At 37.9% G+C, this 25,553-nt stretch carries 25 protein-coding genes; 21 read left to right on the forward strand and 4 right to left on the reverse strand.

Annotation, left to right across the window (positions count from 1 at the left end):
* Nucleotides 1–386 precede the first annotated feature (386 nt).
* Nucleotides 387–1,178, forward strand: a complete 792-nt coding sequence (locus BW724_RS03050) for a VLRF1 family aeRF1-type release factor (protein ID WP_088073617.1) — start codon at nt 387–389, stop codon at nt 1,176–1,178.
* Between the two features lie 110 nt (nt 1,179–1,288).
* On the opposite strand, the gene BW724_RS03055 is transcribed toward BW724_RS03050, so the two are convergent.
* On the reverse strand, nt 1,289–1,825 hold the full coding sequence (locus tag BW724_RS03055; RefSeq protein WP_088073618.1) for a ribonuclease H-like YkuK family protein: 537 nt from the start codon (nt 1,823–1,825) through the stop codon (nt 1,289–1,291).
* A 426-nt stretch (nt 1,826–2,251) separates the two neighbouring features.
* The gene (locus BW724_RS03060; protein ID WP_088073619.1) at nt 2,252–3,460 is read right to left on the reverse strand and encodes an MFS transporter; all 1,209 of its coding nucleotides are present in this window, start codon (nt 3,458–3,460) and stop codon (nt 2,252–2,254) included.
* A gap of 184 nt (nt 3,461–3,644) precedes the next feature.
* Between BW724_RS03060 and BW724_RS03065 the strand changes: the two genes are divergently transcribed.
* The 4 genes from BW724_RS03065 (at nt 3,645) to pssA (ending at nt 7,272) form a co-directional block, all read left to right on the forward strand.
* Nucleotides 3,645–4,025 carry an OsmC family protein gene (locus BW724_RS03065; protein ID WP_088073620.1) on the forward strand — a complete coding sequence of 127 codons (381 nt, stop codon included), beginning with the start codon at nt 3,645–3,647 and terminating at the stop codon, nt 4,023–4,025.
* 85 nt (nt 4,026–4,110) lie between these two features.
* Complete coding sequence (locus BW724_RS03070) at nt 4,111–5,478, forward strand: MATE family efflux transporter (RefSeq protein ID WP_088073621.1); 1,368 nt, start codon at nt 4,111–4,113, stop codon at nt 5,476–5,478.
* A 95-nt stretch (nt 5,479–5,573) separates the two neighbouring features.
* Nucleotides 5,574–6,377 carry a YfkD famly protein gene (locus BW724_RS03075; protein WP_088073622.1) on the forward strand — a complete coding sequence of 268 codons (804 nt, stop codon included), beginning with the start codon at nt 5,574–5,576 and terminating at the stop codon, nt 6,375–6,377.
* 196 nt (nt 6,378–6,573) lie between these two features.
* Nucleotides 6,574–7,272, forward strand: a complete 699-nt coding sequence (gene pssA / locus BW724_RS03080; RefSeq protein ID WP_088073623.1) for a CDP-diacylglycerol--serine O-phosphatidyltransferase — start codon at nt 6,574–6,576, stop codon at nt 7,270–7,272.
* A 225-nt stretch (nt 7,273–7,497) separates the two neighbouring features.
* Here the strand turns inward: pssA and BW724_RS03085 are convergent, their stop codons facing one another.
* Together BW724_RS03085 and yfkAB are read right to left on the reverse strand one after the other, a co-directional pair.
* Nucleotides 7,498–8,712, reverse strand: coding sequence for a beta-propeller fold lactonase family protein (locus BW724_RS03085; protein WP_088073624.1), 1,215 nt, complete (start codon nt 8,710–8,712; stop codon nt 7,498–7,500).
* Between the two features lie 190 nt (nt 8,713–8,902).
* Nucleotides 8,903–10,012: a radical SAM/CxCxxxxC motif protein YfkAB gene (gene yfkAB / locus BW724_RS03090; protein ID WP_088073625.1), complete on the reverse strand. Its 1,110-nt coding sequence runs from the start codon at nt 10,010–10,012 to the stop codon at nt 8,903–8,905.
* A gap of 169 nt (nt 10,013–10,181) precedes the next feature.
* Between yfkAB and BW724_RS23435 the strand changes: the two genes are divergently transcribed.
* The 16 genes from BW724_RS23435 to BW724_RS03175 all read left to right on the forward strand — a co-directional run bounded on the left by BW724_RS23435 (nt 10,182) and on the right by BW724_RS03175 (nt 25,445).
* Nucleotides 10,182–10,349: an SE1561 family protein gene (locus tag BW724_RS23435; RefSeq protein ID WP_088073626.1), complete on the forward strand. Its 168-nt coding sequence runs from the start codon at nt 10,182–10,184 to the stop codon at nt 10,347–10,349.
* Nucleotides 10,350–10,634: 285 nt separating this feature from the next.
* The gene (locus BW724_RS03100; protein WP_088073627.1) at nt 10,635–11,471 is read left to right on the forward strand and encodes a hypothetical protein; all 837 of its coding nucleotides are present in this window, start codon (nt 10,635–10,637) and stop codon (nt 11,469–11,471) included.
* Nucleotides 11,472–12,524: 1,053 nt separating this feature from the next.
* Nucleotides 12,525–13,199, forward strand: a complete 675-nt coding sequence (locus BW724_RS03105) for a histidine phosphatase family protein (protein ID WP_088073628.1) — start codon at nt 12,525–12,527, stop codon at nt 13,197–13,199.
* A 242-nt stretch (nt 13,200–13,441) separates the two neighbouring features.
* Complete coding sequence (locus tag BW724_RS03110) at nt 13,442–14,983, forward strand: fumarate hydratase (RefSeq protein WP_088073629.1); 1,542 nt, start codon at nt 13,442–13,444, stop codon at nt 14,981–14,983.
* Nucleotides 14,984–15,111: 128 nt separating this feature from the next.
* Nucleotides 15,112–15,600, forward strand: coding sequence for a GNAT family N-acetyltransferase (locus tag BW724_RS03115; protein WP_088073630.1), 489 nt, complete (start codon nt 15,112–15,114; stop codon nt 15,598–15,600).
* Nucleotides 15,581–16,459 carry a GNAT family N-acetyltransferase gene (locus BW724_RS03120; RefSeq protein ID WP_088073631.1) on the forward strand — a complete coding sequence of 293 codons (879 nt, stop codon included), beginning with the start codon at nt 15,581–15,583 and terminating at the stop codon, nt 16,457–16,459. The genes BW724_RS03115 and BW724_RS03120 overlap by 20 nt, the downstream gene beginning before the upstream one ends.
* Before the next feature lie 21 nt (nt 16,460–16,480).
* Complete coding sequence (locus BW724_RS03125) at nt 16,481–17,371, forward strand: GNAT family N-acetyltransferase (protein WP_088073632.1); 891 nt, start codon at nt 16,481–16,483, stop codon at nt 17,369–17,371.
* Between the two features lie 86 nt (nt 17,372–17,457).
* Nucleotides 17,458–18,132 carry a bZIP transcription factor gene (locus BW724_RS03130; RefSeq protein ID WP_088073633.1) on the forward strand — a complete coding sequence of 225 codons (675 nt, stop codon included), beginning with the start codon at nt 17,458–17,460 and terminating at the stop codon, nt 18,130–18,132.
* Nucleotides 18,133–18,722: 590 nt separating this feature from the next.
* A complete protein-coding gene (gene fbpA / locus BW724_RS03140) occupies nt 18,723–18,896 on the forward strand; it encodes a Fur-regulated basic protein FbpA (RefSeq protein ID WP_088073635.1) in 174 nt (57 codons plus the stop codon).
* Between the two features lie 123 nt (nt 18,897–19,019).
* Nucleotides 19,020–20,579, forward strand: a complete 1,560-nt coding sequence (locus BW724_RS03145) for a S41 family peptidase (RefSeq protein ID WP_088073636.1) — start codon at nt 19,020–19,022, stop codon at nt 20,577–20,579.
* A 136-nt stretch (nt 20,580–20,715) separates the two neighbouring features.
* Nucleotides 20,716–21,267 carry an RNA polymerase sigma factor gene (locus BW724_RS03150; protein WP_088073637.1) on the forward strand — a complete coding sequence of 184 codons (552 nt, stop codon included), beginning with the start codon at nt 20,716–20,718 and terminating at the stop codon, nt 21,265–21,267.
* A gap of 24 nt (nt 21,268–21,291) precedes the next feature.
* Nucleotides 21,292–22,917, forward strand: coding sequence for a DUF4179 domain-containing protein (locus BW724_RS03155; RefSeq protein WP_176371269.1), 1,626 nt, complete (start codon nt 21,292–21,294; stop codon nt 22,915–22,917).
* 73 nt (nt 22,918–22,990) lie between these two features.
* On the forward strand, nt 22,991–24,163 hold the full coding sequence (locus BW724_RS03160; RefSeq protein ID WP_088073639.1) for a PstS family phosphate ABC transporter substrate-binding protein: 1,173 nt from the start codon (nt 22,991–22,993) through the stop codon (nt 24,161–24,163).
* Nucleotides 24,164–24,314: 151 nt separating this feature from the next.
* Nucleotides 24,315–24,710, forward strand: coding sequence for a type VII toxin-antitoxin system MntA family adenylyltransferase antitoxin (mntA, locus tag BW724_RS03165; RefSeq protein WP_088073640.1), 396 nt, complete (start codon nt 24,315–24,317; stop codon nt 24,708–24,710).
* On the forward strand, nt 24,700–25,119 hold the full coding sequence (gene hepT / locus BW724_RS03170) for a type VII toxin-antitoxin system HepT family RNase toxin (RefSeq protein ID WP_088073641.1): 420 nt from the start codon (nt 24,700–24,702) through the stop codon (nt 25,117–25,119). Before mntA ends, hepT begins: the two co-directional genes overlap by 11 nt.
* Before the next feature lie 125 nt (nt 25,120–25,244).
* A complete protein-coding gene (locus tag BW724_RS03175) occupies nt 25,245–25,445 on the forward strand; it encodes a cold-shock protein (RefSeq protein ID WP_088073642.1) in 201 nt (66 codons plus the stop codon).
* Nucleotides 25,446–25,553: the final 108 nt, after the last annotated feature.

Below are 25,553 nucleotides of genomic sequence, written 5' to 3' on the forward strand. Positions count from 1 at the left end.
ATTTTGCTTATATCGAGCCAACTCCAACTGAAGACAAATAAAGTAGATCTGGTTAGTTGAATGTCGTTAGATGAGGTGACTGGCGACAAAAGAGGTTGGAGAGCGAGCGGGATTGTCGTTAGATCAAGCAACTAACGACAAAAGATACAAAAAAGCAATCAAACTGTCTCCAGATCCGACACCTCGCAACTAAAATTAAAAACGATTTTTTCCACATGTGGATAAATAAAGTTGAAGTAAAAAAGAAAAAATGTAACGAATCCTATATACACAGGCATAAATTGAAGTTACTTACAGTACATATCATTCAAAGGAAAAAAGATGTTTGAGATGGCATGTTTAAGGATACATATCTGTACATGCTATTTTGAAGGGGGAATAACTTAATGTCATTACGCAATGATTTGAAAGCATTAAAGGAATTCCAATGTGAGCAGGGAAAATGTGTATTGTCAGTTTACTTAAATACGGATAGGTCAGAGCAGGATCAGCAGAAGGGCGAATGGAAAATACGACTAAAAAATGGTTTGAAGCGGTTAGAGGAGTATTTAGTTTTATCAGGAGAAGAAGATCAGCTTAAAAGTTATAAAAGACTCAGGAGAAAAGTAGAGAAGGAAATTCGTGGGAATCAGTCTCACCTGCAGAAAAGTGTTGTGATTTTTGCTTCTGAAGAAGGGTTGTGGTCTTCTCACTACTTGCAATTGCCAGTTGATACAAGTTTCCATTGGGAAAAGGCACCAGTATTAGATCAGTTGGAAGAATTTCAGAAAGCGTTTCCAAGGACAGGGATTATCATGCCGAATTTAGATCAGATCAAGATTTATGATGCTGAACTGGGAGAAATTAAGGACACGAGAGTTTATGAATTTGATATAGAAACGGATGATTGGAAAGTGAAGAAAGGGGCAGCATCAACGGATAGGATAGCTTCAAGTGCCAATCATGTTGACGATTATCAGCAAAGGTTTGAAAATAATTTAAATCGATTTTATAAAAAAATGGCAAATCAAATAGAACAAATGAAACGTGATCGTAAATGGGAGTCAGTTTATATAATTGGTGAGCCTGACTTAGTCCGTACTTTAGAAGCGCAAGTGAGAATTGATGTTGACCAGTGTGTCATGAAAAATTTAAGTAACTCACAATCTTCGAAAGTTCTTGCTCAAGTATTTCAATAGATCAATATAAAATATAAAATGTGTCTCCCAAAGCATTTCCGATATGAATATGGGAGACACTTTTTTAATAATTGAAAAGTTCACAAAATAGTCGGGGACCAGGTCCCCGACTATTTTGTGAACCGATTTGCATAGGCACTTGCGACATATGATTCAGGTTTTATTTTAGGTTCAAGCCCCATGGACTCTATTCTTGCAACCATTTCCCTCACATATAGTCTTGTTTTATTACGATTTTGTGCGCCAATATCAATGTGACCTTCTATTGTAAACGATGCACCTTTATAAATGTGTGGTAACACAATATCTATGAGTTGATCTTTTCTTTCCTCTGTAAACATAGATGCGATTTCTTCTGTTAATGAGGTCTCTAATGAAATCTTCTCATGTAGATTTTTCATTTGACGAGGAATAACTACCTTACGAATGCAGGCCCAGGCCCCTTTTCCCTCTTGTTGAATGACCACGCCTGTGACAAAACGAGTGTAGGTAGAATGCACCTGTGAATCAGTACCAAACATAAGTCTGAAATTACCTTTAGGGTCCCGTTTCATAAAACGAAGTATCCTTTGGAAAACTTGTTCGAAGGTCATATTTTTTTCTTGCGAGTTTTCGAATGAGTAATTAAGCGCATGGAGTTTTCGCATAAATTTTATACCGATGCCTTTCCTTTCAGATTTTTGATATCTTTTTGAAAGCACCAAACAATAAATTTATTTATTACATGTCTATTCTGTTCGAAGAAAAATCGTGCCTTATAATATATAAGATTAAGAATGCCAGCCAGTATAGTTAGTATTTAAAAAGAAGTAGTAGTTTATTCAATTTTTTTGTAAGCCAGTTTTCACTTATTTATATTTTTTTAGGGTGAAAAATATGATAGGAGAGTAACAAAGTGAAGTAGTCTTGTACCTATCACACAATATTAACAGTGTTTATATAAATACATTAACTTTTTATCAAAGCCTAGATAAAAAAAGTGCTCCACGAAGTCAAGTCGTGGGGCACTTTTTACAAATTTTGATATGAAGATCTAAAAAGCAGGGTAGTTAATACCTTTGAGGCTAAGAGTATTAAGAGGCTATCTCAACCTTATCTCCACTATTAGACCCTGTTTTTTCAAAAATGATAGCAGCAATGAAGATGACTGTGAGCATGCCGCTCATGGAATAATAAAGGGCACCTTGGCCTACAACTCCGATTAACCAGCCACCGACTGTTGGGCCAACCATACTTCCTAGGGCAAAAAGAATACCAGTCATCACTGTACCAGTAGGTAATAGGTTTGCCGGTACTAAATCAGCTAAATAGGCAATTCCTAAGGAGAAGGAAGAACCTAATAGCATGCCAGCAAGAGTGAATAATGTCCATAACAGCCATGGAATATGCTCAACGAAACTCATTAAGAAGAACAAAATTAGACCAAAGAAGATAATTCCCCTCAACACACGACTTCTGCCTATTTTGTCACTCAGCATACCAAGGGGAAGCTGTGTGATTAAGCTACCAAATACGAAGCTTGGGAGTAATAGAACAGTCACAAATTGAATATCAATCCCCATGCGCATGGCATAAACGGGATAGTTGCCGTGTAAGGAAGCTTCAAGATAGCCGTACATAAAACCTGGAAGTAAAGCGAACCAAGCTAGTTTAATCACTTGAATATAGCGGGAGAAAGTATTCATTTGTGAAGCAGTTTCAAAGTCACTTTCCGGCCACTCATTTTTTAAAAATAGCATAAAAATCCAGGCAATAACGCTACAAGCAGAAGCGATGATAAACGGTAAATACTCATTTATGGATAAGAGCTGCGTCATCATTGGGCCAATACCAAAACCAAGTCCAAAGGCTAACCCGTATAATGCTAGCTGTCTTCCTCGCTTTGCCCTTGGAGCAGTGGTGCTAATCCATATTTGAGTGGAAAAGTGGATTAAGTTATCCGCAATACCAACAATAATTCTTAATATGAACCAAAACCAAAAAGTTTGCCAAATTGGAAATAAAATTAATGAGATCATGACAAGAATCAAGCCAATGATAATAACAGGTTTATAGCCATATTTACGGACTGGCTTTTCAATAAAAGGTGAAATTAATATGATACCAATATACAATGCAGCTGCATTTAGTCCGTTGGCAGACGATGAAACCCCTGCCGTTTCTAGCATGACGGCTAGTACTGGTAGGAGCATACCTTGTGAAAAACCTGCGATAAGAACCATACCAACTAGAACCCAGTAGCGATAAACGGGGTTGTTTTGATTATTTGTATGAATAGCCAATAGGAAAAAACCTCCTAATAATAATGTGTCGGATTATGTGATGTAAGATGATCATCCTATACCATTGTAAATCCTTTTAGGTTGAATACAAGTAAAATATTTCGGAGTTCGTATAAGATGACGATTTATATATTGGAAGGGTACAATAGAATTGAAAATGTAAGTAATAAGGAAGGTGAATTAGATGAAATTTCAAATGAAAGAAAATGGTTTTGAAACGACATTTGAGTATGGAACAATTCAGATCTCAGGAAATGAAGAGTACGGATTCCGTCCATACCAGTTAATGGTTAGCTCTATCGCAGTTTGTGGTGGAGGAGTTTTAAGAAAAATATTAGAAAAGAAGCGAATGACAGTTACGGATATGACAGTAGATGCGGATGTCACTAGAGATCCAGAGTCAGCAAATAAAATCACGAAAATTCATTTGCATTACACCATTTCTGGAGAAGGCTTGTCAGAGGATAAAGTAGAAAAAGCAATGGTGTTGGCCCAAAAGAACTGTCCAATGGCCCAGACCGTGATTGATTCAGTAGAGCTGACAGAAAGCTTCACGATTGTTTAGGAAAGGCTTAAGGGAGTGGAGTGTAACGCCCCCCAACACAAGATTAGTATTTTCACGGTAGCTTAAGAAAAGATGAGGGAGATAAATGACCAATAACCAAATGGATTTTACACATGGGAGTATATTTAAAAAAATGCTCTTTTTCTCATGGCCCATTTTCTTAACAAACCTACTACAGACATCTTACCAACTCATTGACTCTCTTTGGGTTGGTAATTTGTTAGGTCCAGAAGCTTTAGGGGCTATAGCTATTTCTGGTACTGTTGTTTTTACAATTCTATCGTTTATTATTGGGCTCAATAATGCTGCTTTAACGATCCTCTCTCAGCAAACGGGTGCGAAAGATGAAGAGGGGCTTAAATCTTCCCTTAATGCATTTGTTGTTGTTTTAGGTGCCATGACGATTATATTAGGTATTTTTGGATTTTTAATGGCAGAGCAAATCCTTCAATGGATGGGTACGCCAGCAGAGATTCTTCCATTAGCAACTACATATTTAAAGATTAACTTTATTGGGATCACTTTTTTATTTGGTTATAATTTCATAGCTACAGTTTTGCGTGCGATGGGAGATAGTAAAACGCCAGTTAGGTTTGTTGTAATTGCAGTCATTCTTAATGCTATCTTAGATCCCGTATTTATCTATGTATTAGATCTTGGTATAGCAGGTGCTGCATACGCCACAATTGTAGCCCAGGGGACAGCATTTTTATATGGTCTTCTATTTTCTATCTTCAGGGCGGGAGTACCGTTTTCTGCTCCAACACTACCAAAGCTTGTTTATTTGAAGTCCATCTTCAAGTTAGGCCTTCCTTCAGGCTTGTCAATGATGGTTATCTCCGGCGGTGTTCTTGCAATCATGACCGTGGTCACGACGTTTGGGGAAGAGGTTGTAGCGGGTTTTGGAGCGGCACAACGGCTAGATAGTCTCATTATGCTACCAGCACTAACTCTAGGTACAGCGGTGAATAGTATGGCTGGGCAAAACATTGGGGCAAACCTTTGGGAAAGAGTTCATGCTGTAGCAAAAAATGGTGTTATGTTTATTTTAATCGTGTCCTTTTCAATAGGAGCAATGGTTTTTCTGAGCGCGGAATGGATGATATCCTTATTTGTCCAAGACCCAGAGACAGTTGCTTTCGGAAAAATGTATGTACAATCAATCGCATTCTTTTATCCGTTCTTAGGAATTAACTTTGTTCTTAATGGTGTTGTTCGAGCATCAGGTGCTATGATGCAAGTATTTGTTTTAAATACCATTTCATTTTGGGTCCTTCGCTATCCACTCACATATGTTTTCGCCCAGTTATTTGATGAACGTGGGATCGCATACGGAATGGCCGCAAGCTTTGTCGTAAGTAGTTTGATCGCCATGCTCTATTTTAGGTTCGGGCGCTGGAAGGAAATAAACATCATTGAAGATAAGAAAGAAGAAACAGAAGGGTCATCATAAAAGTATGACAATATTCCTCCTCATAGGGATAATTTTTCAAATAAAAGTAAAATACTAAGCATAATTAATTGCCAAATAGTATGAGGAGGATTGTCATGAAAAAGATTCTATTGAGCGTTATTGTCTCAATTGTATTCATGAACTTACTGATGCCAATGACCTTTGCTGAGGAGGGAAAGAAGGAAGAAGAAAAGCTTATTCCTGATTCAGCATTAGATATTTCTAAAGATAATACGTATCCAAATCCAACACAGGATCTGCCAAAACTTCATCCGAGTGAACTTGCAACGGAATTACTTGATTCAACAGATATTACGATAGAAAATCCAGAGTTAATTAAAATGTTTAATGAATCAACAATCAAAGGCTCTAAATTAGCAATAGGCATGAATGTATCTATTTATTTAGGTCAATGGCCTTTGGCATATGAATCTGAAGAGTCAAAAATTAACTGGGATTATGAAAAAGTAAATACGAACGTACTGGATAATCGAGGCGGAAATGAAGCGAAGCAAATCAACTATAATCAAGAGCAACAAAAACGTATTAAAGGTGGTTTGACGGCTGAAATTCCTAATGGCGAAATGGTTCAAAAAATGATGTTATTAAAGGCATCAGATAAATTAAAAATGCCACTTAGTTTTTCCACAGTAATCGGTTATGCAACAAAAGCTGACAGGGTATATAATGTATCACCTAAAATGATGGGGTATTTAACAGCCTATGCACCAGCGGTAAATGAAAAAGGGAAAGTGACTTACGGCGAAGTTTATCTCCGAATGAAAGGCGATAAGAAGTGGTTGGAAGTGAAAAATGTGACACAGCAAGGTATCGGAGCTTGGATTCCTGTTCAAGATTACGTAAACCTTAAAATCCAAACTACTAAGCAACCAAAGTAAGAAATGTTTGAATAGAAAGCACATGGATTCAATGAATGAGTGACAACATGCATTTCATTGAATCACATGTGTTTTTATTTGCTAATCGAATGGTTTTGGTGTCTGTTTCCCTTCGCTCTAGCATGAAAAAAATGGTATAATTATTATTCTAGATAATATTAAAGTTTATTGTATACATACCCTGGAGTTGATCTGAATGCGCTTTCGAAAAATGATCCCAAATATGTTCACACTCGGTAATTTATATTGTGGTTTTTTATCCATTGGCTTTGCAGCTAGTGGAGAATACAACAATGCAGCAATCCTTATTCTAATTGGGATGATGCTCGATAGTATGGATGGAAGATTTGCCAGAATGCTGAAGGTGGAAAGCTCCTTTGGTAAAGAGTTAGACTCCTTAGCAGATATTGTGACATTCGGTGTAGCACCGTCTTTTCTAGTTTACTATACGTATTTTTATCAATTTGGTTTATTAGGCTTTGCTGTTGCTGGTTTATTTCCTCTCTTTGGTGCATATCGGCTTGCAAGGTTTAATATTAATTCAAGTAAGTCCTCAACCAATTATTTTTCAGGAGTTCCCATTACAGCTGCTGGTGGAATATTAGCTATATTGACCTTATTTGGGGACACATTGCCTGAGATTATAACAACAGTAGTATTTACTGCCCTGTGTTTTTTGATGGTTAGCAGAATTAAGATACCGAGTTTGAAGGAAATACCACTTCCTAAGTACGGTACTATTATTACAATTTTTCTAGGGTGTCTCCTTTATATTATTTACATAGGCTCCTATGCGCAATTTCCATATTTAATTTATATTGCGACTCCATTGTATATCGCATTCTTGGCTTATCGGTTTGTCACATGGAAAAATAATAAAAAGAATGAGGAATAAACAAGAGAAGGCTCCACCTTTGATATAGGGGAGCTTTTTTAAGTTAAGAATCTATAATTGTTTGTGATACGGCGACGAAATGCATCTACATTCAGAGTAGGTCAATATATTTTTTAACCGTAATATAAAAAGAGTGTGTATATGATATAAAAATCATTACACACTCTTCTACACTGGAAAACAAGTTCCTCCTACGTACGTCTCACTATAAGGTAATTTTATTTTTTATTCTGTTACAACCCTTAGATCAATCCCGTGTGGGTCTCCAGCTAAGTCTAATTCAATTAACTGAATCTTTGTCTTATTCTCTACGTCAATCACTGAAACGCCTGGAGTATCTCCAGCCATGTCGTGTGTTCCGGTAGCAGGTTCTGGTCCGCGTAAGGAAATGTACAAGTATTTTCCATCAGGACTAAATGCCAATAAGTCTGGAGCCTCTCCAACAAATTCCACATGGTCAACTACTTCAAAGGTTTCTGGATCAATAATCGCGGCATCATCCGTTACACGGTTAACCATCCATAAATATTCACCATCAGGAGTAAAAGCTACACCGTGGGCATCAATGCCACCAGTTTCACCTGTGTAAATTAGTTCATCTGTTTCCACATCAAATACATAGTATTCGGCTAATTCTGTAGAACCTGAGTTGGCAAACATATGCTTTCCATCAGGAGAAAGAATTGTACCACAGCCATGTGCCCCTACAATTGATTTCCCGAAGGCTTCAATCACTTCAAAGCTTTCTACATCTAAAACAAATAAACCACCACCACCGAGGGTTACATAAGCCTTGCTTCCATCAGCAGTATATTGTAAACAGATTGGTCTTTGATTAGGAAATTCACTTTCATCTTGAAGTAACTCTACTTCTGATAATTCTAAATGTCTATCAACTGTAAATTCTTCATTTTCTTTATCGATTAATACCTCCGTCATAGATTGTCCTGGCGTATTAGCTACTAGTGTCCGTTTTCCATCTGGACTTGGAATAGCAGCATGTGCTCCCTCACCAGTAGGTAAAGTTGTAAGAACTTCTCGGTCTGAAGCACGTATGACAGACATCGTACCTGACCCCATGTTAGCTACATAAGCGTACTCGCCTTCTTCATCAAATACTAGCATGTGTGGTTTATCACCAACATCTGCAAAATCAATCGTTTCAACGATCTCGTGAGTTGCTCCATCAATAATATGAATTTCATTTAATCCTTGGTCTGCAACCCAAATTTCGTAACTGTCTGCTGAGGCTCCCTCTACTGCATTTTCTTCTTCAGCTTCTGTTTCTTCCTCAGTGTCAGTTTCAATTTCAGTAGTCTCTTCCCCACTAGTTCCTTCCTCAGTTTGCTCCTCTTCTTGAGACGTATCTTCAGAACCACAAGCTGCCAATGCAACTAATAATGATAAAAACATAAGACCAAAAAGTAATTTACGTACCATACGATCATCTCCTTTACATATTAATCTGATAAAGTTTAGTAGTTTACTATGTTTTATCCGATACAGTAATAAAGTATATCACCACAGTGTTAATGTTGCAATTGTTTTTTTACATTTAATGGGACTGGGAATGACTGATCACCCATAATAAAACAGGGTACGAAGATAATATTCTTCGTACCCTGTTTTATTAGTACACGAGTTGACGTCGTTTTGAAAAGTCAGCATCTTTATAATAGGCGTGCTTCACAAGAAGATTGGGTCCTAAACACTTTACAGCTGGACAATGGCAATCAATGCTCTGGGCCAAGTCTGATTTTTTCCAGTGATTATAGGCATCTGTTAGGGAGGTATCTTGTATATGTCCCAATGTGCCTGCATCAGCAAAGTCTGTCACGTTAATGCTTCCGTTAAATATATCTACATTAAGTCGGGAGCGACCATCTGGATCGTTGCGGACCGTTACATTTTTTTCTGTATATAATCTCTTAAGTAACTGAAGGTCAACTTCATTAGAATTACACGGGTAAAAAGGGAGTGTGCCGAATAACATCCACATATCCTGTTTACGGTGATCTAATAGACGGTGGATTCCTTCTCGAATTTCTTCCAAAGTCGCTATTGTAAGGTTACTTGCAAAATCACTTGGGTACATGGGGTGAACTTCATGCCGTTGACAACCCATTTCTACAATTTGATCATGAATTTTTTCCAAGTGTGGTAATGTACGTGCATTTATCATCGTTTCAGCTGAGACCATAAGCCCTTTACTTGTTAAATACTTACTGTTTTCAATCATTCTCTCAATATATTGTTCCCTTTGTTCAAGAGGTGGCTTTCGGTCCATCACTGCAAAACCGATCTCTGTAAAATCCTCTATACTTCCGTAGTTATGAGAGATGTGCAAAACATCTAAGTAAGGCAGAATAAGTTCATATCGTTCAATAGGCATTGTTAAATTAGAGTTAATTTGCGTCCGAATCCCCCTATTATGGGCATACTTTAAGATAGGAAGGACATAATTTTTTACAGATTTCATAGACATCATAGGCTCTCCACCTGTAATACTTAAAGCCCTAAGGTCAGGCACTTCATCTAATCGGCTGATTAAGAGTTCAAGTGGTAGGGGATCAGGGTCTTTTTGTTGTAGGGAATATCCAACTGCACAGTGTTCACATCGCATATTACACAAATTTGTTGTGGTGAATTCAATGTTGGATAAACGTGGTTCACTATATTCTTCAATATCGAGGTAAGCCTCCCAAGGGTCATAGGAAGGTGTGATTTTAAGAGAATTCATTTGATTAGCTCCTTATATGTGAATCATCGTCTTTCATGATACACGATGTTTGGAAAAATGAGAATGGATTACTTCTATAATGTTATGTACTAGACATGAGATTTATCTTTGGTAAAATGGGGAAGGATAGGACTAGGTAATATCAAAGAAAGGAGAACTACTTAAACTTATGACTGAAGATAAAATGAGCCTGTTGCATCAGAGAATGGATCACTTAATGACAGTTCTTGATTCCATTGATCCTGAAAAAGCAGGTGTTGATGAAATAGATCGAATCATAGCGATGCTAGATGAAATAGAAACGAAGTGTCGCCAATTAAGAGAAATTAATAATTAATAAAATTTATAGGATAAATCAAAAATACGCTCAATGAATGATGCGTATTTTGATTTTTTGGGGAGCAAAGGTAATTTTTACATATTTCATAGCTGCTTACTAATGTATTTTACTATTTCCATAATTTTTCACAATTTATTTAGGGAGTCGAAATACATTGGTATTACTGGGTTTATATTATTTTTAGATAATTTAGAATCTATACAAATCTATAAAACACTTAATTTATTCCTCTCGAATTGTTATAATCCAATAGGATTATATATTCGAGAGGAGTTTGCATTTATGAAAGTTTTAACTAAAACATTATTAGCTGGTATCTTATCACTTACATTAGTAGCTTGTGGTACTACAGATGAGGAAGAGTCAGCTGTACAATCTGGTAACGAGGAAGAAGCAAATACGGAAGAGGCGGTAGAGGAAGATACTGAAACTGCTGATGAAGAGGAAGTAACAGAAGATTCAAGTGAAGGTAGTGATGCTTCATTACCAGTAACAATACTAGATTCAGATGATGATGAATTCAAAATAGATGTGAATGGTACTGTACTTACATTTGGTGCAACTACTTACACTACAGAATTCAACAAAGAAATCATTCAACTAGATGGTATGTCTTTTGAATATCGTGAAGAAGGGCAACCAGCAGCTAATGCAGTTTTCGAAGATAACCACTTTTTAAGTAAATTATCATTAGTTGTAGAAGAAAACCTTATCCTTGATGGCGATAATGTCATTACACGTGACATTAACGTTGAACGTGAAATTCGTTTGGAAACAAGCCTTCTAAGTAATGCTGGTCACGTAAATGAATATTATGTACATGAATTAGATGACTCTACTCCGTTTGATTTTTACATCCAAATTGAAGGTGATGCTAGTAAGCCAGGTAATTTCCCTGATGTCATTCGTGGCCAAGAGTATCGTCAATATAAGTTTGTTGAAGTTACTGAAAACGGACGTTACTATGTAAATCTTCAGTTCCCTATTGATGTGATGGAAGAGTTTGAAGCAACTGCAATTGCAATTGCATTATCTTACCAATCACTAGAAGCTGATGTGGAAGAAGCTACCGAAGAGACTACTGAAGAAGTAGAAGAAACAGACGAAGATCAAGAATAATAGAATTTGTATTTGTCATTTAAACCTTAAGGTGTAATGTTACGCGCCTTAAGGTTTTTTTGTGTCGAAAAAAATGGTGTCTGTCTTACTAGTTTGGTAGTGTTAGGTAATTTTAAAAATGTAATTAGGTTTTTAGTTCCTTTTATGCTTGTCTCACTGGGTTTTCGGTCGCTATCGCGGGGAATAGTGTCTGAAGCACTGATCACGCATCATCTTCAAGAACTAACACGATGTAATAGTGCCCGAAGCATAGTTCCGCAAGCATCTCCGGGCACTAAAGCGATGCAATAGTGCCCGAAGCATAGTTCCGCAAGCATCTCCGGGCACTAAAGAGATGTAATAGTGCCCGAAGCCCAGGTTCGCAAGCATCTCCGGGCACTAAAGAGATGTAATAGTGCCCGAAGCGCAGTTCTGCAAGCATCTCCGGGCACTAAAGAGATGTAATAGTGCCCGAAGCCCAGGTTCGCAAGTAACTCCGAGCACTAAAGCGATGTAATAGTGCCCGAAGCATAGTTCCGCAAGCATCTCCGGGCACTAAAGCGATGCAATAGTGCCCGAAGCATAGTTCCGCAAGTTGCTCCGGGCACTAAAGCGATGTAATAGTGCCCGAAGCATAGTTCCGCAAGCATCTCCGGGCACTAAAGCGATGTAATAGTGCCCGAAGCATAGTTCCGCAAGTAACTCCGAGCACTAAAGCGATGTAATAGTGCCCGAAGCGCAGTTCTGGCAATAGCTCCGGGCACTAAAGCGATGCAATAGTGCCCGAAGCATAGTTCCGCAAGCATCTCCGGGCACTAACACGATGTAATAGTGCCCGAAGCACAGTTCCTCAAGCATCTCCGGGCACTAACACTATCATCTGGAAATTGCGCATTTGCTGGAGCCATTTCAACACGATTTTTCCCCGCTGTCTTCCGATCCCCCAACCTCCCTCCTAACACCTCACCCTCCACTTACCACACCTCAGCCATTCCCTCTCCCAATTAAGCATACAATTAGAGATCTTTATTTGATTGCGTTAAGATGATATGGAAGGGTCGGTGGTGTAATAAGATGAACATTTTTTTTATAAGACACGGTCAATCCGAAGCTAACTTGAATGGGATCATACAAGGTCAATCAGATTATCCATTGTCGAACCTGGGGAAAAAGCAAGCGATGTTAGTGGGAGAGTATTTCTCCAACATTCCTTTGGATACCATTTACAGTAGCGATTTATCCCGGGCATATGAAACGGCTGAAGCAGTTGCAGGGGCTCAAGGACATTCGGTAAAAAGTGAAGCAGTTGCAGAGGCTCAAGGACATTCGGTAAAAACATTGACAGTGCTGCGAGAAGTTGGTTTAGGTCCATTAGAAGGGGTGTCAAGGGCAGAACTAATGTCTAGGTATCCATTACTAAAAAATAATTCCATTCTAACAACTGGAATTGAAGGAACTGAAACGCTCGAATCTATTACTGATCGCTGTAAAAAAGTGGAGCAGTTACTTCTTCAAGAAGCGAACGAAAGTAATATTGGAGTAGTGTCTCACGGTGGTTTTATCAGTATTTTTCTCATGTATTTGATTGCAGGGGATAAGTGGCATGATTTAAATCGTCCATTTGTGATTGGTAATACGGGAATTACAAAGGTCGAACTCTCTCAAACTGGCAGAAGTAAATTTCATTATATTAATAGAACTTCTCACTTAGATGATAGCCGTCATGAAAGGGTAGAAAAAGCTACATAACGGAAAGCCAGACCCTGTAGGAACGAGGTCGCTCACTTGTCAGATGAGCAAAGGGGCCCGCCAGCCGTGCAAAGCGATCCGCCTTCATGCAAAAACGAGAAATCTGCTTGATTCTAACTACAGTTGATTTTTTTCATATTAGCCTTACTTTAATAATCTATAAATTCGAAATACACCACCAATTGCAAAGGGTTTCATAGTATAATAATAGTGTTGAAATAGAGAAAAGGGAGTGTTTTTACGTGGAAAAATTTCGTCAAAGTATGTATGAATTAATCGTTGAAACATCTACGAACCTTCCATACGATGTCCGTCGAGCTATTCGTCAAGCAAAGGAAAAGGAAAATGCAGGAACGCGTGCGGCTCTGTCATTGGCAACAATTACACAAAATATTGATATGGCAGATGACAATGTTTTACCAATCTGTCAGGATACGGGGATGCTTACATTTGAAATAAAGGTGCCAGTTGGTGTGAACCAAATTGAGATGAAGAAAGAGATTTACGAAGCAATCCGACAAGCTACAAAGGATGGGAAGCTTCGACCGAACTCAGTTGATTCCTTAACTGGAGAAAACAGTGGAGATAATATTGGGCCTGGGACACCGATCATTCATTTTGAGCAATGGGAAGAAGATTATATCGATTCACGCCTTATTATTAAAGGTGGCGGATGTGAAAATAAGAATATCCAATACAGTCTACCAATGGAAGTTGAGGGTCTTGGTAGAGCTGGGCGTGATTTAGATGGGATTAGAAAGTGTATTCTTCACTCTGTCTATCAAGCGCAGGGGCAAGGATGTAGCGCAGGTTTTATTGGCGTTGGGATCGGTGGAGACCGTATCTCCAGTTATGAACTGGCTAAGAAACAGCTGCTTCGAGACGTAAATGATACAAATGAAAACGAAAAGCTACAAGAATTAGAAGATTATATTATGGAAAAAGGAAATACGTTAGGTATTGGAACGATGGGCTTCGGTGGAGAAGCGACACTACTTGGATGTAAAATAGATGCAGCGAACAGACTTCCTGCAAGCTTCTTCGTCTCTGTTGCCTATAATTGCTGGGCATTCCGCCGTTTAGGTGTAAAGCTGAATGCGGAGACTGGAGAGATTAATAGCTGGCTTTATAAAGAAGGGGAAAAAATTAGTTTTAAAGAAAAAGAAGATGAAGTTGCTGCTACCTCTGACCAAGAAGAAGCGAGAGAGGTTGTGCTTCAAGCACCGATTACAGAGGAGCAAATTCGTGAGCTTAAAGTTGGAGATGTGGTGGTTATCAACGGAGATATGCATACTGGGCGAGATGCAATCCACCATCACTTAATGGAGCATGATGCACCAATTGATTTAAACGGTCAAGTGATCTATCACTGTGGTCCTGTTATGTTGAAGGATGCTGAAGGAGAGTGGCATGTAAAAGCTGCAGGTCCAACGACAAGTATTCGTGAAGAGCCTTACCAAGGGGATATTATGAAGAAGTTTGGTATCCGTGCAGTCATTGGTAAAGGTGGAATGGGTCCAAAAACACTGAAAGCACTTGAAGAACATGGTGGCGTATATTTAAATGCGATTGGTGGAGCGGCTCAATATTATGCTGACTGTATCAAGAAAGTGGAGGGCGTTGACCTCATGGAATTTGGTATTCCAGAAGCAATGTGGCATTTGAAGGTAGAAGGATTCCGTGCGATTGTAACGATGGATTCCCATGGCAACAGTCTTCATAAAGATGTGGATAAAACATCATTTGAACGATTACAACAATATGAAGAAAAAGTATTCGCATAAGAATACATTTTGTTCTGCAAAGGATCAACTCGAAGCGTATGGTTTTCTTTTAAATAGAAATCATACGCTTTTTTCAAACTGTACAAGAAAGGTTCTAACGGTAAGTGACCTTGGGGGAGGGACTAACAATGGAGCTAGTTATAAAGCGTGCGGGCAGTGATGAAATGGAGATAATCCCTAGTCTATTTGAGAAACTTGATGAAGATGCGAGTTTTGTTAATGAGCAATTCTTCCAGGACAATAGAAACATACTGTTAATTGCATACTTAGGAAAGGTGCCATGTGGCTTTTTGTATGGGTACCTATTGGATAGCTTAAATAACCGTAAACCAAAGTTGTTTTTATATTCGATAGATGTTTTTCCAGAATTCCAAAACAGGGGAATAGGTACTAGTTTAATAGAAGAGTTGAAAGACATCGCTAAAAAGAGTAACTGTTCAGAAATATTCCTCATTACAAATGACTATAATGTAGCTGCCAAACGACTCTATGAAGGAACTGGGGCAATGCGAGACGGATTAGATGATATTATGTATGTTTACCCAATAGATAAGAAGGCTGCTTTCTATGTGAAAAATATAGATAGGGGAATTAGAAATGGGAGAAATCCAATTTAAATCTGATTATAAAGAAAATAAAGCTGATCGTAACAGTTTTTTTGAGCTCGCAAAACAAACTTTCGGGATAGATTTAGCTTCATGGTACCGAAGTGGATTTTGGAATGATCGATATGTATGCTACTCCTTTTTTGAAAACGATAAACTCGTTTCCAATGTCTCTGTAAGTAAAATGGATATTGTCATTAATGGACAGAAGAAACGTGCAATTCAAATAGGAACAGTAATGACTCATAAGGACTATAGGGGGCAAGGGTTTGCGTCGAAACTGATGAAACGGGTGATGAAGGATCTTATTGATCGACATGATTTTATATTCTTGTTTTCAGAAGAGCGCAATGCAGGTTTTTATGAAAAACTCGGTTTTGGCCGCGTGTATGAAACGGTTTATTCTTATAAAATAGAGAACGAACCAAGTCCACCTCTCTCTCATAGAAAAGTAAATCCATTCAATGAAAGTGATATGGAACTTATTTTTAATATATATCGGGAAAATCAAATGAAGTCATCCATATTTGAAGTAGAAAATGGGGAGCATCTCCTTGGGTTATACGCAAGAATGGCGTATTCAAATAATATCTACTATTTCGAAGAGAAAGAAGCTATTGTTATTTTTCAATGTGAGAATGAAATTACCCATGTTTATGGAGTATTTAGCAAAGAGATATTAGACTTCCATGAGATTGCTGGTTTGTTCGGAAGTAGAGGTTCGGATATAGTTTTTCACTTTACACCACCATTTCAAGATATAGAGTTAACCAAGCAACCATTTATAAACAACGATTACATTTTATTAGTCCATCCCAAAAAAACATATTTTCCAAAGCAATTTAGCTTTCCGTTTTTGGCACATTCTTAAGAACAAGGAGATATATTTCAAATGAGAGAGATAACCATTCGACAAGCAAGGGAAGAAGACATCTTACAAGTAGCAGAACTTATTGCGAAGTTAAATAAAGAGAAAGAGCATCACATTGGTTATTGTGGAGAAGATCGAGATGAAATCATTAATACTCTTGAAACGGAGTTCAAAGACCACCTCTTTGAAAACAGCTTTGTGATAGCTGAACGAGATGAAAAAATGGTAGGTGTGTTAGGCTTCGACGGTGATCTAGAAAATCAGCATGCTGAAATATGGGGACCATTTTTTTCTGAAGCGGGTTGGGGAAAATATGTTATCCACATGTGGACAAAGCTACAAAAACTCATACCGAGTGAAATAGATACGATCAGCCTTTTTCCACAAAAAAATAATGAAAACTGTGCACAATTCGCAAATGGAATTGGGTTTGAGAAGCAAAGTGAACAGACGATTTTAGTGGTTCGTCAAGAAGATGTGGATAAGGTGCCGAGTGATCGGGGAACAGAAATTAATGAATTTTATGAAGAGGTGAGGGCTCTCCATGATGCCACGTTTCCAGGAACTTATTATAATGGTGACGAAATCATGGGCAGAATCAATGACCTTCGTAAGGTTTTTACCCTTCAGGAACAGGGGAAATTGGTCGGTTACATATATGTCGAAGCTGAACCACAATTTGGTGAAGGGAGCATAGAGTTTTTTGCTGTGCATGAAGCTTATCGAGGCAAGGGGAAGGGGAAGGAATTACTGCAGATCGGGCTTAAATGGCTTTTCAGTTTTGAAGAGTTAGACAAGATAACTCTTTGTGTGAATGCTGGAAATGACAAGGCGATTCGATTATATGAACACGTTGGTTTTCAGAAAAAACATGAGTTGGTTCATTATATAAAGAAGTGCCATAGGCGTTGAGAGTTTGTAATAGCACACCAAAGTCCTTGAAATATAGTAGTTAGAAAAATTCTTTCTGTTAAAAATAGACGATGGGAGTTGATTCCGTGCTTTCTAAAACTCATTTAGGATTATTAGTAGTTGGAATTTTTGTGCTAGGTGTCAGCTTTCTTTTTTCGGACCCAATAAATGAAGCTGTAGATAGTGATGAATTTGATGAGGGTGCATTTCAACAGCTTGAGAAAGAAAATGCAGCACTCGTTGAAGAAAATGCTAGACTACAAGAAAAGGTGAACTCACTGGAGAAGTCATTGGAAAACTTCGGGAAAAGTACTACTGTATATATGAACAGAGACGCTTTTATGAGAAATGCCCAGTTATCAAAAACGACCGAGTTTATTTTTGAGGAGCAGCTTGAAACGGGATTGATGGTTATTTATAAGGATGAAGTAGGATATAGACATAGCTACTATTCTACTAAAAATGGCTTTTGGGCTAATAGTGATTATGCGAATGTATCTGAAGTTGGCGTGAGCTGGACGGTTAATCATGAACAAGAAGTGCCACTGATTTCTACAGCTGGCTTGATTACAAATGAAAACATCAGTGATATTATTGTCAGACATGATGGGCGAAAACGGGAAGCACGGATTGTTAATGTAGATGACAATCGGCGTGTTTGGTATACCCTTGATGAATTGCTCGTACCTGAGTTTACGGCTGAGCCAGTTGTAACGATAGAAGCTTTAAGTGCAGATGGAACCCTTTTGTGGAAAAATTAAGTGTTGATATTTGCTCTATAGTGCGTGCAGAATGGGATTGAAGTTCCCATCTTACATCAAGAGGTGGCTCGCAAGTCGCCCGCGGAAGTGAGTGGGCAGTTAAGCTAGTTCAATTTCAAATTTGTATGTTCAGGGTGGCCTCTTCATCTAGGAGAGGCTTTTTTGGTATTTGCTAAAAGGGAAATTGTTAGTTGGGTTTCGGACTATGTAGCGTGTGCTCGAGGTGATCCGCCAGCCGCCGTCAGAAGTGTAATACCGGCAGATTTGAGATTTTTTCCACCGAAAATCCTCCCTCTAGATAAAAACCTCCAATTGAGATTCCCAAATTCAAAAAAAATCAGTTAAGAAACCTTACAAACTTGCTGAAATGACCATCGAAAGTGTGGAAAATAGGTACTAAGAAAAAGACAAAAATAAAATCAAGCTAAAAGATGGGCTGTGGGAGAATACGCTGAGACATGGGCATGACGGAAAAATAATATTAGGAGGAATGATCGATGAATACTAAAAAATCCTTGTTGAAGGTGTTCTCTGCCGGACTTCTATATTTGATTTCAGTGCAACATCACCAAGAGTGGAGGGGTTGGTAAATGTCAAAACATTTTCGTGAAGCCATCAAGATGAAGAAGAATTACTTAATTAACCAGCTTATAAAACTGGGAATCTATAAGAAGAGAGATACACATTTATACGAATTAACCTTATCAGAACTAGAAGAAGAGTACGAGGCAATAACGAAAGCTGACTTTACTTCCGTAGGATAAAAAATCTAAAGTCACTAGAAGAAGCTGGGCACAAACTGATTATGTGCACCAGCTTCTTTTTTATGGAACCTTTACGCCATCTTTTCCGTATATGTGGTAAGGGAATGTAAAGGAGAGGGTGTTTTGAAAAAAGTAATTTTAGTATTTTTTACGACGATCTTTTTTATTATTGGTTGTTCCGAGCAAACAGAAGGTCCAGTTGGAGATCCTTTAGAAACGTATGAACTGTTAACGCGAATAGTGGAAGACAATCGTTCATATACGGAACATGATTTTGATGGTGTAACAGACCTGCTCTACGATTATACATACAGTGATGATGAACTACCTGAGGAAATACTTCAATCATTACGATTTTCGATGGAGAGCAAGTTTCAGTTTTCCAAAGAAGATATGATAGAAGACGTAGAACTTATGAATAGTACTTTAAAATACAAGTATGCCCTTTATGAGTTTATGGGTGGAGATGAAGCCTTTGCTGAAGCGAAGTACGCTATCATTGAAGAGATAAATCAGATGCCAGATGATTTAGTAAATCGTAGCGAATTTATTCAGTTGCTACTAAAACATTACGATTTTATTGAAGATACTCACTTTCATATAGATCAATATCCAATAGAAGAAGGAAGACATGGAATCTTTTTATCGGAAAAATATCAGTTTGTTCCAGATGGCGAGGGGAACTTCTACCTATTGAATGAAGATGGCTCCTATACTAGTAAACTATCGGCAGTGAATGGTGATAAAGACGTAGAAACCTATTTAAAGCCTACTATAAATGAGGAAGGGGCTATTGTATATGTCCCAGGAATCTTTACGGATGAAGAAGAGGAATTTGGTTGGCAACTAAAAATGCAAGGAGAGAAGGAAACAGAAGAAGTAGTAACCGTCACATTAGAGGAGGTACCATATCGTCCACAAGGTGGTAGTTTATTTGAAATGAAGGAACAAGAAGGAATCCCTTATTTGACATGGCGTACGATGATGGTGAGGCGGAGTGATCCTTTTGATTATTTTGATATGATAGACACAGCTGAAGTTTTAAAAGATGAACCATATTTTATATTAGACCTCCGTTCGAATGGAGGAGGGAATACATTGGTGGTTGATCAGTGGCTGGAAAAACTATTTGATGATCCTGTCAGCTTGAGCAGCAAACTTATCAGACTTTTTTCTAACACTGGCTACACCTTTGTACAGGATACTGTAGACCTTTATGATTCGTATGGTTATGTGTTTGAGACTTTTGATGAAACAGAGGATTTCTATCTTTTTGACCAATTTGACTATCCAATGGATCCACAGTGGGAGTTGGAATATAGTCCACTTGCGACGGTAGAGGATAATGAAACTCATATCTTTATTCTCATAGATAGGGGCACTGCATCGGCAGGTGAATACATTACTGCTTTGTTAAAAAATGTGAATAATACAACTGTCATTGGAGTGAATTCTGCCGGAGCTGTGAGGAGTGGGAATACGTTGCTCATGGAACTACCTAACACAACAGTTGATTTAAGTGTACCAGTAGTATTCATGTATGAGCCTGATTTGGTTCATAAAGAAGCTATTGGGATTGAACCTGATCTTTGGGTAGATCCAGAGAAAGTAGAGGAGCGAGTTATCAAACTCATTCACAGTGAGAAGAGGCATTTAGAGGAATTAATAGGTAATGTTGAATAGTTAAGCATGCAAAGAGTAAAAAGTGTTCGAAATTATCGAGCACTTTTTTTATATAAAAACAAACATCATCTAAAAAGTTGAAACGATTTGCTATTTAATATGATCTAATAGTAGAGAGAGGGAAGGAGGGGGATTGGTGGATACAAGGTCACAACGTTCGCAAGGGTCAAGAAATACTCCTAAATTAACAACGGAATTCGTTGTTGAGGAGCTAAGGAATGGGAATATGAACGTGATTATTTCCTGGCTCAAACAAAGAGAGAAGAAGATATTTAAAATTGGATGGTCGTATTTTAGTCACCAGGGAGATATTGAAGACGCGTTACATAATGCTATTATAAATTCTTATGAAAATATACATACATTGAAGTTTGATCAATACTTTGAAACGTGGTTTATTAAAATATTCATTAATGAATGTAGAAAAATTTATAAAACAAATAAACGTACGAAAGCTGATGATATAAGTTCCTATCAAAACATCAAAAATGAAGAAACAAATGAAGCAGAAAAGATGACACTTAAAGCGGCCTTAGAGAAACTACCTAAAGAAACAGCGGAATACATCACGTTAAAATATATTTCTGGTTTTTCCCATAAAGAAATTGGAGAGATGGTTGAAAAACCTGAGAGTACAATAAAATCCAAGATTCATAGGGGTTTAAAAGCCATACGAAAATACTTGTAGGAAAGGAAATGAGGTGAAATGAAAATGGAATGCAAACAAATAAGTGAAACGTTAATAGATTATATAGATGGAAATGTACCTAGGGATGTTAGCCTTGAAATAGAGAATCACCTTCCTACGTGTGAAAGGTGCTCGGAAGAATACAGGACATTAAGTGAAGCAGTATCCAGCATCTCGGAAGAATCAGACCATATTAGTGTTCCCAACGATTTTTTATCCAACGTAGAATCTAGACTGCCAGAGCGTCCGACACAACAGAACCGAACATTTAGTAAAACTCGTGGTTGGGGAATCACTTTAGCTGCCGCAGCGGTAGCTTTTCTATTAATTGTATCGTCAATGGGAACGGACGGCTTATCTAGTTTAACGAAATGGTTTGGCTCACCATCAGCAGAGGATGTTTTATTAGATAGCATTATTGAAAAGGGATATGGCGAAAGGGTAGAAATAACCGCAGTGGATCAAGGCATTCAAGTGACGATCACTGAAGTTGTTGCAGATGAGATGCAGATCGTCCTTTATTATGAAATAAAGGATTTGGAAGGACAGCAAGAGGTAGATTTTAGCTTTACGAATGTTTGGGTGTCTAATCAAGAGGAACTTCTCATGCCAGAGGGTGGAATTGAGTACTTTGATCGTCATATGAGTGTAATGGCCTATCAGCATTTAGAAACAGAAAAGGATTCGGTGACAAGGGGAAAAATGGTTTTTCCAGCTACGGAACGAGAGTCTGGGGAGCTACAACTTATTATAGATAAATTGGTAGAGCCTGCTCCAGACTGGAACGCTGATGATGAATATATGGTAGGGAATGTGGCTGGTGAGACGGAAGAGCAATTCTCTGTTACTGGGGAGTGGACCTTGAATGTCCCGTTTACACAACATCCTGTCAAAACTTATACGGTTCACGACGACCCAGTGGAGATATACGATGGTGAGGCAAGTGCTCATGTGAAAAAGGTGGAAGTAGGTCCGACAAACACATTTGTTCATATGAACTTAAGTAGGACGGAGGAGAGTGGGGGAAATAACCCCTATCTTCAAGTAGACAGCTTGCGAATAAATGGCGAGAAGGATTTTTATCAAGATATTCTTCGACCTGTCGGCACCCGGTATGCATTTGGAACAAGTGACCTACTTGTGTTTGAAACGATTTACTTGGAAGAAGTGGATCAGCTTGAAGTGATATTTAACCTTGCCAGCATTTTTGTGGAGGACTATCATTTCGTCCCTGTTGACTCGGATAATATGATATTTGATTATAACGGTACGAACTTCACGATCAGCATGATGGAAGTAGGGGAAACGTACACAACTATTCAAGTGACCGAGGATTATTATCCAGAGAGGGAACATGATATTACTTATATTGACGTCGCAATAAACGGACATTCCTTATCAATGAATCCTAGTAGCTTCATTGTAGTTGATCCAGATGGTAGACGTCATGAAACGAATGATTACCCTGATCCAGCTGAATTGGACGGGGCAGAAATTTATTCAGTAGAACACATTCTTCGAGTATCAAACGACTACTTTTTTCAAAAGGAAGATGTGGAATTAGAAAGTGTGATGATTGCTGGTTATAGTAACCAAACTTATAAGGTTGAAAGAGTGATCTTACAGGACTTGCGGATAGAGAATGATTAAAGATTAAAGGAATATCCCTAACAAATACCGAATGTAACCAACAGAAAAAGTAATTTGGGTAGGGGGAAGAGTAATGAAAACAACCAGTGTTGGAGTCAGAGTTGTTTATGTGATTCTTTTTTCAGGATTGATCGTATTTGGTGGCTTCGTGACAACGATTATAACTTTATTAGCAGGGTTACGACAGGATTTTTATGTACCCTTTATCATTACAACATGTATCGGATTAATAGTCTTCTTTATCATAAATCAGTTTCAATTATTGAAGAAGCGATTACAAAAGATAAGTGTGGGCATTTTTGCTGGTGTAATTGTTATTGCCCTCTCAGCTAATATTGCATATGAGGTCTACATTGATAATCTTGAGATGGTGAAAGATACGGAAGTGGATCTTATGGCTTATGAGCCATTTAAAGAGGGTTCTAATGTGGCCAGGCTGGATGGACCTGCTTCATTGCAACTGGCAGATGAGAACCTCCCTAGATTAGATGGAGCAACTGCATTATACCCTGTCTATGCGGCTTTCGTTCAGGCTACGTATCCAGAAAAACTCTATGATCCCTATGGGACGATAGTAATGTCTACAAAAACAGGGGGAGCGTATGAAAATTTAGTTAAAGGGGAAGTGGACATCATTTTTGCAGCAGGTCCTTCTGCAGGTCAACAACGTCAAGCAGATCTCCATGGTGTGGAATTGGAAATGATACCAATTGGTAGGGAAGCGTTCGTATTTTTTGTAAATGCTAGAAACCCTGTGGAAGGACTCACTATTGAGGAAATCCAAAATATTTATGCTGGGGATATTACGAGTTGGAGCGAAGTAGGGGGCGACAATGACGCCATTCGTGCTTTTCAAAGACCAGAAGGAAGCGGAAGTCAGACTGCTTTGGAAAACTTGATGGGGGATATTCCTCTTATGACTCCTCCTACAGAAGACATCGTAGGAGGTATGGGTGGGATTATTAGTGAAACTTCAAACTATAAGAATTATCGAAACGCCTTAGGTTATTCCTTTAGATATTACTCGACAGAAATGGTCCAAGATGGTGGAATAAAGCATCTTGCGGTTAATGGTGTGTATCCGAGTAAGGAGACAATCAGGTCTGGAGAGTATCCTATCGCAAGCGAGTTTTATGCCATTACTGCAGGTAGTGATAACCCACATATTGATGAATTTATTGAATGGATTTTATCTGAAGAAGGGCAGGAGCTTATAGAAAAAACAGGATATGTGCCTATAAAATAATAATACTCTACGGATAACTAGAAGTAATACTTGGGATTAGAAATTATACCCAATTAGAAAAAGTGGTATGATGAAAAAGTAGGATATGTTTAAAGAGTATTTATCTTCCAATCTTTAAGGGTGACATGGAGGTAACGATACTATTTTCGAAATGGAGCAAAAAATAATTGTTGAATATTTAGTTGAAAAAGTTTCTCCATTATTCATCATCTTGTTTGGATCAGCTGTAAAGGGAAATTTTAAGCATAATAGTGATTATGATATTGCTTTTTTAAGTAATGAGCAATATGATAGCTACCAATTGTTTTTACGTTCTCAAGAACTGGCTGAAAAGCTTCATCGGGAAGTAGATTTGATTGATTTAAGTAGGGCTAGTACCGTTTTCAAAGCACAAATTATTCATACAGGTAAAGCCATTTATTGTAAAGATAAGCTTACCAAAGATCATTTTGATATAAAAACAATGAAAATGTATGCTAAGTTAAATGAAGAACGATTACCTATTATGCGAAGTATAGATGAAAGTGGGTCTATATATGAACAATGATGTTTTATTAAATAAAATTAATATTATTGAACGTTGTATTCGCCGAATTCATGAGGAGTATGGGAACACACCAGCCAATTTAAATAATTATACAAAACAAGATTCCATTGTACTAAATATTCAACGAGCTTGTGAAGCTAGTATAGATCTAGCTATGCATATTGTTGCAGAGAAGAAGCTTGGCCTTCCGCAGAATAGTAGAGATGCATTTTCACTAATAGAAGGTCAGGGGATTATTTCAACTTCATTGTCTAAAAAAATGAAAGCAATGGTGGGATTTCGAAACATTGCCATGCATGACTATCAGGAGTTGAACCTTGTGATTCTCCAAAAAATAGTGGAAACTCATTTGAATGACTTCACTGAATTTACGAAAGTAGTCCTTCAGTGCAAGGACAATAAACATTGAACAGTAACATAGACTTTAAAAAATAATTTCCAATGTTTATTTGAGATATGCATTGGTTATAATAAGCAGGCAAAGATAAATTTGCAAAAAAAATGTTCTGTAACAGATTTAGGAGGAAATTTTTAATGGAAAACGGAAAAGTAAAATGGTTTAACAGTGAGAAAGGCTTCGGATTCATCGAGCGTGAAGGTGGGGACGATGTATTTGTACACTTCTCTGCAATTCAAGGTGAAGGATTTAAATCGTTAGATGAAGGTCAAGAAGTTACTTTCGACATCGAAGAAGGACAACGTGGACCTCAAGCAGTAAATGTACAAAAAGCATAAATAATCAACCAATTTGGTAAACCAATATACCAAAAAAACAGGCCTAGAATTATTCATTCTAGGTCTTTTTTTCAATTTAAGTCAAAAGATCTCTAACTACAATGATCC

The organism is Litchfieldia alkalitelluris (genome assembly GCF_002153425.1).
Lineage (GTDB): Bacteria > Bacillota > Bacilli > Bacillales > Salisediminibacteriaceae > Evansella > Evansella alkalicola.

Coding starts and splice junctions, on each gene's coding strand:
- BW724_RS03160 (WP_088073639.1), top strand. CDS start 22,991: ATGAAAACAACCAGTGTTGGAGTCAGAGTTGTTTATGTGATTCTTTTT.
- BW724_RS03055 (WP_088073618.1), bottom strand. CDS start 1,825: ATGCGAAAACTCCATGCGCTTAATTACTCATTCGAAAACTCGCAAGAA.
- fbpA (WP_088073635.1), top strand. CDS start 18,723: ATGTCAAAACATTTTCGTGAAGCCATCAAGATGAAGAAGAATTACTTA.
- BW724_RS03050 (WP_088073617.1), top strand. CDS start 387: ATGTCATTACGCAATGATTTGAAAGCATTAAAGGAATTCCAATGTGAG.
- BW724_RS03105 (WP_088073628.1), top strand. CDS start 12,525: ATGAACATTTTTTTTATAAGACACGGTCAATCCGAAGCTAACTTGAAT.
- hepT (WP_088073641.1), top strand. CDS start 24,700: ATGAACAATGATGTTTTATTAAATAAAATTAATATTATTGAACGTTGT.
- BW724_RS03100 (WP_088073627.1), top strand. CDS start 10,635: ATGAAAGTTTTAACTAAAACATTATTAGCTGGTATCTTATCACTTACA.
- BW724_RS03175 (WP_088073642.1), top strand. CDS start 25,245: ATGGAAAACGGAAAAGTAAAATGGTTTAACAGTGAGAAAGGCTTCGGA.
- BW724_RS03125 (WP_088073632.1), top strand. CDS start 16,481: ATGAGAGAGATAACCATTCGACAAGCAAGGGAAGAAGACATCTTACAA.
- yfkAB (WP_088073625.1), bottom strand. CDS start 10,012: ATGAATTCTCTTAAAATCACACCTTCCTATGACCCTTGGGAGGCTTAC.
- BW724_RS23435 (WP_088073626.1), top strand. CDS start 10,182: ATGACTGAAGATAAAATGAGCCTGTTGCATCAGAGAATGGATCACTTA.
- BW724_RS03155 (WP_176371269.1), top strand. CDS start 21,292: ATGGAATGCAAACAAATAAGTGAAACGTTAATAGATTATATAGATGGA.
- BW724_RS03085 (WP_088073624.1), bottom strand. CDS start 8,712: ATGGTACGTAAATTACTTTTTGGTCTTATGTTTTTATCATTATTAGTT.
- pssA (WP_088073623.1), top strand. CDS start 6,574: ATGCGCTTTCGAAAAATGATCCCAAATATGTTCACACTCGGTAATTTA.
- BW724_RS03115 (WP_088073630.1), top strand. CDS start 15,112: ATGGAGCTAGTTATAAAGCGTGCGGGCAGTGATGAAATGGAGATAATC.
- mntA (WP_088073640.1), top strand. CDS start 24,315: ATGGAGCAAAAAATAATTGTTGAATATTTAGTTGAAAAAGTTTCTCCA.
- BW724_RS03070 (WP_088073621.1), top strand. CDS start 4,111: ATGACCAATAACCAAATGGATTTTACACATGGGAGTATATTTAAAAAA.
- BW724_RS03120 (WP_088073631.1), top strand. CDS start 15,581: ATGGGAGAAATCCAATTTAAATCTGATTATAAAGAAAATAAAGCTGAT.
- BW724_RS03075 (WP_088073622.1), top strand. CDS start 5,574: ATGAAAAAGATTCTATTGAGCGTTATTGTCTCAATTGTATTCATGAAC.
- BW724_RS03065 (WP_088073620.1), top strand. CDS start 3,645: ATGAAATTTCAAATGAAAGAAAATGGTTTTGAAACGACATTTGAGTAT.